Annotated in this window: 8 protein-coding genes; 6 read left to right on the top strand and 2 right to left on the bottom strand. The window is 53.0% G+C overall.

Annotated elements, in window-relative coordinates; translation table 11 throughout:
- Window positions 1-408, bottom strand: a 408-nt coding sequence (locus F3H12_RS09080) for an IS110 family transposase (protein WP_149679027.1), incomplete at its 3' end; no start/stop codon positions are given.
- A gap of 232 nt (window positions 409-640) precedes the next feature.
- On the opposite strand from F3H12_RS09080, the gene F3H12_RS09075 reads away from it, so the two are divergent.
- The 6 genes from F3H12_RS09075 to abc-f all read left to right on the top strand — a co-directional run bounded on the left by F3H12_RS09075 (window position 641) and on the right by abc-f (window position 8,400).
- Complete coding sequence (locus F3H12_RS09075) at window positions 641-1,186, top strand: DJ-1 family glyoxalase III (RefSeq protein ID WP_149679026.1); 546 nt, start codon at window positions 641-643, stop codon at window positions 1,184-1,186.
- 180 nt (window positions 1,187-1,366) lie between these two features.
- On the top strand, window positions 1,367-2,089 hold the full coding sequence (locus F3H12_RS09070; protein ID WP_149679025.1) for an IMP cyclohydrolase: 723 nt from the start codon (window positions 1,367-1,369) through the stop codon (window positions 2,087-2,089).
- Window positions 2,090-2,126: 37 nt separating this feature from the next.
- Window positions 2,127-3,296 carry a phosphoribosylaminoimidazolecarboxamide formyltransferase gene (locus F3H12_RS09065; protein WP_149679024.1) on the top strand — a complete coding sequence of 390 codons (1,170 nt, stop codon included), beginning with the start codon at window positions 2,127-2,129 and terminating at the stop codon, window positions 3,294-3,296.
- Window positions 3,297-3,346: 50 nt separating this feature from the next.
- Window positions 3,347-4,600 (top strand): hypothetical protein, encoded by a 1,254-nt coding sequence (locus tag F3H12_RS09060; RefSeq protein WP_149679023.1) that lies wholly within the window; start codon window positions 3,347-3,349, stop codon window positions 4,598-4,600.
- Between the two features lie 20 nt (window positions 4,601-4,620).
- A complete protein-coding gene (locus F3H12_RS09055) occupies window positions 4,621-6,447 on the top strand; it encodes a DUF2207 domain-containing protein (RefSeq protein ID WP_149679022.1) in 1,827 nt (608 codons plus the stop codon).
- A gap of 48 nt (window positions 6,448-6,495) precedes the next feature.
- Window positions 6,496-8,400, top strand: a complete 1,905-nt coding sequence (gene abc-f, locus F3H12_RS09050) for a ribosomal protection-like ABC-F family protein (protein ID WP_149679021.1) — start codon at window positions 6,496-6,498, stop codon at window positions 8,398-8,400.
- On the opposite strand, the gene F3H12_RS09045 is transcribed toward abc-f, so the two are convergent.
- Entirely contained in the window at window positions 8,380-9,312 is a 933-nt protein-coding gene (locus tag F3H12_RS09045; protein ID WP_149679020.1) for an LCP family protein, read from the bottom strand. The genes abc-f and F3H12_RS09045 overlap by 21 nt on opposite strands.
- Between the last annotated feature and the right edge of the window lie 67 nt (window positions 9,313-9,379).

Genomic DNA, 9,379 nt, shown 5'->3' with positions numbered 1-9,379 from the left:
GTACCTTCCGTCCTTCACCAGCATGGCTATGGTCTTAGGATCTTTCAAATCATTCTTTGTCGGACTGTTATCGTCCAGTTCCTTCGTACATTTCACATGGTATGGATTAACTATCGCTAATTTATGCCCCCTTCCTTTGAGATGGTCTGCAAGTGTGAACCAGTAGTGCCCGGTTGGCTCAAAACCTACTATCGCTTCAGTTTTCTCTGTACGCTTCATAATCTCATTCATCCACTTATCCAGGCTTGCATAGCCTTCTGCATCGTTGCTGAAGCGCAGTAGCCTCCCCAGTTCAACCCCCCTTATGTCGATCGCTTTGGCATAATGGGTCTCTTTCCCTACATCTATGCCTACGATCATTGTGTCAATTTTCATTTGCATGATCTTATCATTCTGTGTTACTCTCATATTAACGGTCTCCTTTGTAATTTAGATTTTGATGCCGTCCGCACTTACGAGCTTTGGCACGTTTCTATTTTACAGGGAGGCCTTTTCTTTGTTCAAAGTCCATTTCGTTTTATTACAGGAATACTCGTAAATAATACCGATATGTCTGTCTGGTCAATACTGGGGCATAATGCTAAAATAAGGGCTGGGGAAACCCAGGACAACCATATCGGGTATTGAGGGGTGATTTGCTTTGAAAATCCTGGTTATGATGGCTGACGGATTTGAAGAAATTGAGGCCCTGGCCGTGGTGGATGTGGCCAGACGGGCAGGCATTGAAACGTTCATGGTGTCGGTCAGCGACAAAGATGAAGTGAGCAGCGCCAGGGGCGTCCGTGTAAAGGCGGACAAGCTTTTGAAGGATATCGCAGTTGATAAGGAAGACGTGATCGTTATACCCGGCGGACAGGGTGTGGCTGTGCTGGAAAAGAGCGCCGAACTGGCTGAGCTTCTTAAAAAGCACCGTTCCTATAACGGCAGGGTGGCAGCCATTTGTGCCGGACCGACCTTCCCGGGAAAGCTTGGTCTGCTGAAGGGCCTCAAGGCCACCTGCTATCCCGGCTGTGAAAAGGATCTCCTGGACGCCCAGGTAGTCTTCGACGATGTGGTGATAGACAGCAACTTCATCACAAGCCGCGGCCCGGGCACTGCGCTGACCTTTGCCTATGCCATCGTGGGAGAGGTTCTAAGCCAGGATGTAGCTGAAAAACTGAAGAAGGGTATGCTGTTCAAGAATTGAGAATTCCCTGCTCCGTGCAGGGTTGAATTAAACCAGCCTGTTATTGGTATGCAAAGGGGTAAAGCCAATGCCGCCCGGCATTTGGCTTGACCCCTTGTAGTCTGCTGCTGATTCATGTAAAATTGGGTAGGATTATTCTGGAATTATAGGGACATTGCGGTCCGAAGGAAGGAGAAACCAATGTACAAGCAGATTGCAGAAACGAACGCAGCAAACCTGAAAAGCAATGCCTATCCGGGCAGAGGCATCGTGCTGGGCGCAACGGAGGATGGCAGGAAGCTTGCTCAGATCTATTGGATCATGGGACGCAGCGAAAACAGCCGCAACCGGGTCTTCCAGGAGGAGTCGGGTTTTGTGCGGACCAGGGCTTTTGATGAAAGCAAGCTCACCGATCCGTCCCTCATCATCTATTATCCTGTCAAGCACCATCAGGATGTCCATGTGGTTTCCAACGGCGATCAGACCGATACGGTCATCGATTACCTGAAGGCCGGAAAGTCGTGGCAGGAAGCCCTGATGACCAGGACATTCGAGCCCGATGCCCCCAATTATACGCCGCGCATTACCGGCATTATGGACCTTAAGGCGCCTTGGGCATATGCCTTGTCCATCCTCAAATCCCAGGACGGAGACGAAGGACATTGCCTGCGCCATTTCTATTTTTACGAGAAAGCGCTGTACGGCTACGGCCATTGCATACATACCTATCAGGGTGACGGAAACCCGCTGCCGTCGTTCAGCGGCGAGCCCTATATCATGCCCGTGCCTGAGAATCCGGAAAAAGCCTGCCAGCTCTACTGGTCCCTGTTGAACGAGGAGAACAGGATTTCGCTGCTGGCCAAGTATATCGACGTGGAGACCGGCAAGTTTGAAATCCGGATGCTCAACCGGCACGGAGCCTGAAACTTTTGGAAAAAGAACACGACAGGAGGATAACATCATGCGTGATTTGAAGATAAAGTACGGTTGCAACCCGCATCAGAAGCCCGCAAGCATTTATATGAGGGAGGGGGAACTCCCCGTTACGGTCCTCAACGGAAACCCCAGCGTGATCAATTTCATGGACGCCCTGAACGGCTGGCAGTTGGTTAAGGAGCTTAAGATGGCAACCGGTCTTCCGGCGGCGGCTTCCTTCAAGCATGTTAGCCCGGCGGGGGCTGCGGTGGGCCTGCCGCTCAGCGACACCCTGAAAAAAGCTTACCACATTGAAGCGGAAACGCTTTCGCCGGTAGCATGCGCCTATGCCCGCGCACGCGGTGCCGACAGGGTTTCATCCTTTGGCGATTTTGCCGCCATCAGCGACAAGGTGGATGTTGACACGGCCAAGCTGCTCTCCCGCGAGGTATCCGACGGCATTATTGCCCCGGATTATGACAACGAAGCCCTGGAAATGCTCAAGGCAAAGAAGAAGGGCGGCTACGTCATCCTGCGCATCGATCCCGATTATGTGCCCCCCGAAATGGAAGCACGGGACATTTTCGGCATTACCATTGAGCAGTTGAGAAACAATGCGGTCATCACAAGGGATACTTTCAGCAATATTGTTACTGGAAACAAAAACCTGACTGAGACGGCCATCCGTGATCTTCTGGTATCCTACATCACGTTGAAATACACTCAGTCCAACTCCATCTGTTTTGCCTATGACGGGCAGGTCATCGGCTGCGGTGCCGGTCAGCAGTCCAGAATCCATTGTACAAGGCTTGCCGCATCAAAGGCCGACACATGGTTCCTGCGCCAGCATCCCCAGGTTCTTGGCCTGCGTTTCAGGGAAGGGGTCAAGCGTCCGGAAATGGACAATGCCATTGACCTGTACTTAAGGGACGATATCTCCGAGATGGAATACAAGGAATGGGAAAAACTCTTTGAGGTTGTTCCCGAAAAACTGACCCAGAAGGACAAAGAAGCATGGCTCAGCCAGTTCACCGAGGTATCCTATGGCTCGGATGCCTTCATCCCCTTCAGGGACAATATTGACAGGGCGGCCAAGAGCGGTGTTAAGTTCGTGGCGCAGCCAGGAGGCTCAACCCGTGATGAAGATGTAATCCGTGCCTGCAACGAATACGGCATGGTCATGTGCTTCACCGGACTGAGGCTGTTCCATCATTGATATCCCGGGCATTTCCCTCATGACAATGCCCGTGACAGGGAAGGATCAAATTGTCGCCATTATTTGAGAATATCGTTTGGATGGTTCTGCTGGCGGCCATAACAGCCTATATCGGGACAGTGGTTCTGCCTGCCCACAAGTACAGGACGGCGTATGTTGCGGCGGCCGTTGTCAGCATGCTTTGCCGTTATGCCCTCGTTTATTATATGTACAAGGGCGGGACAGAGGCGGCAGGTACCGATGGCCTGATCTACCATGAAGTGGCCAAAAACGTTGCGGAACAGCTCAAATCGGGAACCCCGATATGGGCGGTTCAATACAAATATACATGGTACACCGTCCTGATGGGGATGCAATATGCCGTTTTTGGTGTCAACCGCTACGCGGCCTCCTTTGTCAATGTGTTCATCTCCGTCATGTCCGGGTTTGTACTTTTCAGGATTGCCCATGCCCTTAAATTTACCTGGGGCAAATCGGCAGCCATCAGCCTGGCTTATATTTTCATGCCCAGCATGATTGTGTGGACAACCGATACCCGGAAGGAATCGGTTACCTTTTTCATCATCCTTCTGATCTGGTACCTGGTTCAGAAGGTGCTGCAGGAACGGAATGGAGTCCCGGTCAGGACCGTTATCCATATGGTATTGGTCTGCATCCTGCTCTGGATCAGCACGCTGCTCAGGATCTACATGCTGTACACCCTGGGCGGCGGCATCCTGGTAGGGCTTGCCATCCATTATCTGAAAACCAAGAGAAGAATGTCGCTTATCTTCGGTGTCATGATCCTGATAACCTGCATCGTGGTGACCTATACCACCATCCTGGTCCAGATGGATGGCTACCATGCCCTCCCGCTGGACAGAAGCGAAGGCGGCGACGAGAATATCAGCGATGAGCTGGGCTCCATTTTCAAGATCATCATGAGTAAGGATATTCCTGAGGCCATCAACGGATTCCTGACCCAGCCTCATATGGAAAAGGTCAGCAGAATTTCGGATATCAGCGGGAACGCGTTTGCCATAACCGCCGTGAAGATTGAGCAGCTCCTGTGGTATCTCTGCCTGGTGATTGCCATCTTCGGCATCATCCATGCCATTTTGGAATGGAACCCTTATCTGCTGGGACTTCTGGCGTTCATCGTATCCTACAGCCTGATCAATGCCCTGATCTGCGAGGATGTGGGGGAGACCTACTATCGTTACCGGGCCGCCATTGTTGCCCCCACCCTGCTGATTGCCGATTACCGGCCCCTTTTTAACTCTCTCAGGGCGATTATCAGGGGCCGGACAGGCGCCATTGAATAAATGTTTTGGGGGGTCGCCCGTTGAAGAGAAGCCGACTGGGCATCAGTATCATAACCCTGATAATGGTGATGGTGTTTCATAATTGGACAGCCGTGCCGTCCCTTGCCGAAACGGACGATGAGTATAAAGTGGCGGCCTATGATGTGACTGTGGTCCTAAACCGGGATGGATCCGCGGACGTCAGGGAGAAAATCGATTTTACCTTTTATGACGGGTTCAACAACATCATGATCCCCATTGCCAGGAATGAAGGCGAGGAAATAGAGATCAACCATGTCTACATGCAGCGCAAGGACAAATTGATCGAATGCAAGCGCCTGATGGCCGGGCAGTGGGATGCGGAGGTCTTTACCGGAACCTACAGCGTCATCGATGAACCGGATCATGTCAAGCTGAAGATTTATGGCTCATTTTACAGGAGCTTTGGCTCGGTGACCATCTATTACAAGGTGAAAAACGCGATCAGACGCTACCGGGATGTGGCTGAGTACCAGCGAACCCATATACCGAAGCTTTGGGAAACCCGCATTTCCAGTATCAATATTGCTGTCAGGCTTCCGGAACCCGCCGGATCCGATGAGATCGCATTCTGGTTCCACGGTGTTTTTGTCGGTGCGAAGGAGCTGATCTACAGCCAGATCGTCAATTTCAACGTGCCGGATACGGTGCCCGGCGAGTATGTGGAAACCCGTATCATTTTCCCCCAGAGCCAGGTTCCGGACTGTCCTGTAACCGATGACTCGCCCAACCGCAGCAGAATCATCGCCGAAGAGATGGAATACCAGGCAAGCGACAAGGCGGATTTGCTGGAGGCCAGGGAAAACGCGGCCAGGAGGGCCGGCCAAAAGGCCTATTATGAGCGTATGAGACTGCGGGCGAGAAACGCGCTCAGCATCCTTTCGATTATTTTGACCCTTGCAGCCGCATACTATATTCTCTTCATGCAGAAAAAGCTGCGGCACCATAAAAAGAAGCCCATACCCGACGTGTTCCGGGATATCGACAGGCTGGACCCCGCGGAGGTCAGGATGCTGGTTGCCAATGGAAGGACAGGCGCCAGGGCCATGTTGGGTAAGCTGATGGAGCTGACAGCCAGGGGGGTTATCGGCCTGGGAACAAGAAGAGGCCTGGATAACAAGGTCCGGTTCACCTTTGTGTTGCCGGGCAGGCCAGGGAACCTCTTACTGAACCAGGCTGACAGCTATTTTATTGAGTGGATGACCGGATTATCCCCATCCAACCATGAGTTTGATCCTATCCAGCTTCTCGGGTTCATGGATTCCGAAGAGAAGGCCGGGACGCTGAAGGCTGCCTTTGACGGATGGGTTCTCAGGGTAAAGGAAGCCTACCATGGCAAGAATATTCTGGACGGCAGTATCGTCAAATACCGGAACTTTGGTATCGTTTCCGGCGTTCTGCTGCTGTTCCTGGGACTTTTCATACCCATAGCCTTTTCGGTGGCCATGGGCTATCTGATCCTGCCTTCGGGCTTTCTGCTGCTGACTTATTCGCTGCGTATCAGAAAGCATACCGAATATGGAACGGAACAACACCGGATATGGAAAACCATCCGGCTTCGGATCAGAAAAAGGACTCTGACGAGAGATGCGCTTCCGGAATGGATGCGTTCCTGCCCGGCGCTCCTGGGCTATGGGGTGGCATTGGGTATTGAGAATGAAATAGCCCGATGGATTGCAACGTCCGGCCAGAACTATCACGATAGCGGTGATTGCCCGATATGCGCCCATTTCCAGACCGGGGAACCGAAGGATCACGGGCTGGACAGGGTCGTGAAAAACACGCTGTCCATCATGGATGAGGCCGTCTCGTCGGTTCAGGATGCATGATGACAGAAGGGTGAACCGGCCGGACAGCAGGATGAAAGGAATGACAACATGGCAGATATAATTCTTAAGGATATTCATAAATACTACGGCACACAGCATGTCCTGCGCGGCGTCTCCCTGGAGATCTACGACGGCACGAAAGTCGGGCTTATCGGGAAAAACGGCGCAGGGAAGACCACGCTGTTCAAAATTCTCTCCGGCGAGGAAACCTATGACAAGGGCGAAATGCAGATAGCGAAAGGCTTAAGAATCGGCGTCCTGGATCAGATCCCCGAATACCCCGCCGATGCGACGGTCTATCAGGTCATCGACTCGGCCTTCGAGGATTTGCGGACGCTCAAAAAGAGCATTGATGCCTTTCAGGCGCAATTGGCCGAAAACCCGGAAGCATCTGTCATGGGAAGATACGGCGCTCTGCTGTCGGAGTTTGAGTCACGGGGCGGCTACGAGATTGAAACGCGCATCAAAAAAGTATGCACCGGGCTGGATATAAGCCAGGAAATGCAGGGTAAACTGTTTTCCGCGTTGAGCGGGGGCGAAAAAACCCGGGTCAACCTGGCCCGCATCATCCTGATGGATCCCCATGTCCTGCTCCTGGACGAGCCTACAAATCACCTGGATATCCGGTCCGTGGAATGGCTGGAAGAATACCTTCAGACCTATAAAGGCACGGTGGTGGTGATCTCCCATGACCGGTATTTCCTGGACCGGGTGGTCAAGCGGATCATTGAGCTGGAGGATGGCCTGGCCTTAAGCTGCGACGGCAACTACAGCAAATATGTCATGCTGAAGGAGCAGAAGCGGCTGGAGCAGCTCAGGCATTACGAACAGGAGCAAAAGAAGATCCGCCAGCTGGAGGCGGCCGTGAAGCGCATGCATGAATGGGCCAACCGATCGGATTCCGCCAAGATACACCGTCGGGCCTTCAGCATGGAAAAACGCATTGAGAGGATGAAACGCGACAGCACGCCCAGGCCAAAGGTTGAGCCAAGGATTACAAAAGGGTTTAAGGCCGAGGATTTTTCAAGCTCGGATGTGGTGCTGATCAAGGGTGTAACCTTCAGCTTTGGCAACACCCCCATCCTGAACGGGGTGGATCTTCTGATTAAGAGAAATGACAGGCTGGCCCTGGTCGGTAACAACGGCAGCGGCAAGACCACCCTGCTCAGGCTCATAAACGGGGAACTGGTCCCTGATGCGGGTATTGTCAGGCTCGGCGCAAGCGTCAAGGTGGGCTATCTTCCCCAGCAGGTGGTGTTCGGTAACCCCGGCATGACGGTTCTGGACACCATGCGCCATGCGCTCATCACCGATGAAGGAACAGCCAGGAACATCCTTGCCGGATTCATGTTCAGGGGCGAGGATGTGTTCAAGACAGTGGACAGCCTGTCCGGCGGGGAACGGAGCCGGCTGAAGCTGTGCCTGCTCATGCAGCAGCAGGTGAACTTTCTGATCCTGGACGAGCCCACAAACCATCTGGATATCCAGTCCAGGGAGTGGATAGAAGAAGCGCTGGACGCCTTCGAGGGAACCATCCTGTTTGTGTCCCATGACCGTTATTTTATTCGGAAATTTGCCTCTTCGGTCTGCGAACTGGAGGGCGGGAAGCTTCTGTTTTTTGACGGGGATTACGAATCCTTCAGGGAATACAAGCGGGCTATTGAGGAAGAGAAGAAGCGTGCCGCTTCAGAAAGCGTGAAAGCGGAAAAGCCGAAGCAGGAAAGGAGCAGAAAGTCCACCCCGAAAGCTTTGGCGAAAAAGCTGGCTGCCGTTGAGGCTGAGATATCCGAAACGGAGATGCGTCTGCAGGAAATAGAGCAGGAGATGCAGCAAAATGCCGCAGACTATGTGAAACTGGAAGCGCTGCTGGCCGAAAAGGATGCCCTGTCGGAAAATCTGGAGTCGCTGTATGAAAAATGGATGGAAATCAGTTCATCGGAACTCCTGCATTAACGCTGCGATAGCCTCCTTGTCGGGAAGCCAGTAAGAAAGGCCGTCCACGGTCCCGAACCGTCCCGGCAGTGCGTAAAAGCGGATATCTTCAAAGGATATGTTCTTTAAGGTCTCTGCAAGCCACAGTATCTCACCCATGGTCAGATCTGTTTCAAAATGCTTCTGGGCCAAGCCTGCCAACTCAGCCAGCTTGCCCATGTCCGCAGAACGCAGCGTTTGCGTGGCAATGGTCGCGATCAGCTCCTGCTGCGTGGAGGTGTGCCCCGAATCTCCGCCGCGATAGCCGCTCCCGTACCGTGCAAGCTGGAGTGCCTCAACGCCGCCTAGCGCGAGGAGCATCTTTTCCATACCTTCAAGGGTTGTCAGAATGAAGCGGTTGACCATGATCCCGGTCAGGTCGGCCACCTCTTTTTCAAGCTGCAAAATGCCGCCCTGCTCCCAGGCGGCGCTGATTTTCCTGTTGAACCGATCGGACCCGCTCATGGTGTCACGGGGAATGTTCAGTACATGGATGGTCTTGTCGGTGATGTTCAGACCGGTCAGCAGGATGGTGTCCGTATTGGCATAGGCCGCATCGAATCCTGCCAGGAGAAAATAGTAGATTTCATCGGAAGCAGGACCGGGCTCAGCGGCAGACCCCGCGGAAACCTGCCCTGTGGCAGGTGGGCTTTTCGTCATGGTCGCTTCAGGCTCCGCTGCCACCGGATTGAAACCGATGCCCGGGCTGTTGACAGAAGCGGCTGATTGGCGGTTCTGACCAGGATTGTTCCAGGCGTTTTCGAGGGTGGGATTGCCTGACGGAGGCCTGACCGAAAGAACGAATCTTCCCGACAGGGCGGTAAAAATGCCTAAAAGGACGATCAGGGACAGAAACACAATCTTCCTTGCCAAACGCCATCTTCTGTTTTTCATCTCGCACCTCCAGCGAAGTCCTTATGCTGCCGACGAAACCATATCCTTCATGGTTCGTGATTATCAT

This window comes from Thermoclostridium caenicola (genome assembly GCF_900142095.1).
GTDB classification, from domain to species: Bacteria; Bacillota; Clostridia; order DSM-8532; family DSM-8532; genus Thermoclostridium_A; species Thermoclostridium_A caenicola.
The sequence above is the reverse complement of the archived record's forward strand: the minus strand, read 5'-3'. Positions and strand labels throughout refer to the sequence as shown.

What these genes read in the sequence shown, in the direction of transcription:
- F3H12_RS09065 (WP_149679024.1), top strand. Translation starts at nt 2,127, where the DNA reads ATGCGTGATTTGAAGATAAAGTACGGTTGCAACCCGCATCAGAAGCCC.
- F3H12_RS09045 (WP_149679020.1), bottom strand. Translation starts at nt 9,312, where the DNA reads ATGAAAAACAGAAGATGGCGTTTGGCAAGGAAGATTGTGTTTCTGTCC.
- F3H12_RS09070 (WP_149679025.1), top strand. Translation starts at nt 1,367, where the DNA reads ATGTACAAGCAGATTGCAGAAACGAACGCAGCAAACCTGAAAAGCAAT.
- abc-f (WP_149679021.1), top strand. Translation starts at nt 6,496, where the DNA reads ATGGCAGATATAATTCTTAAGGATATTCATAAATACTACGGCACACAG.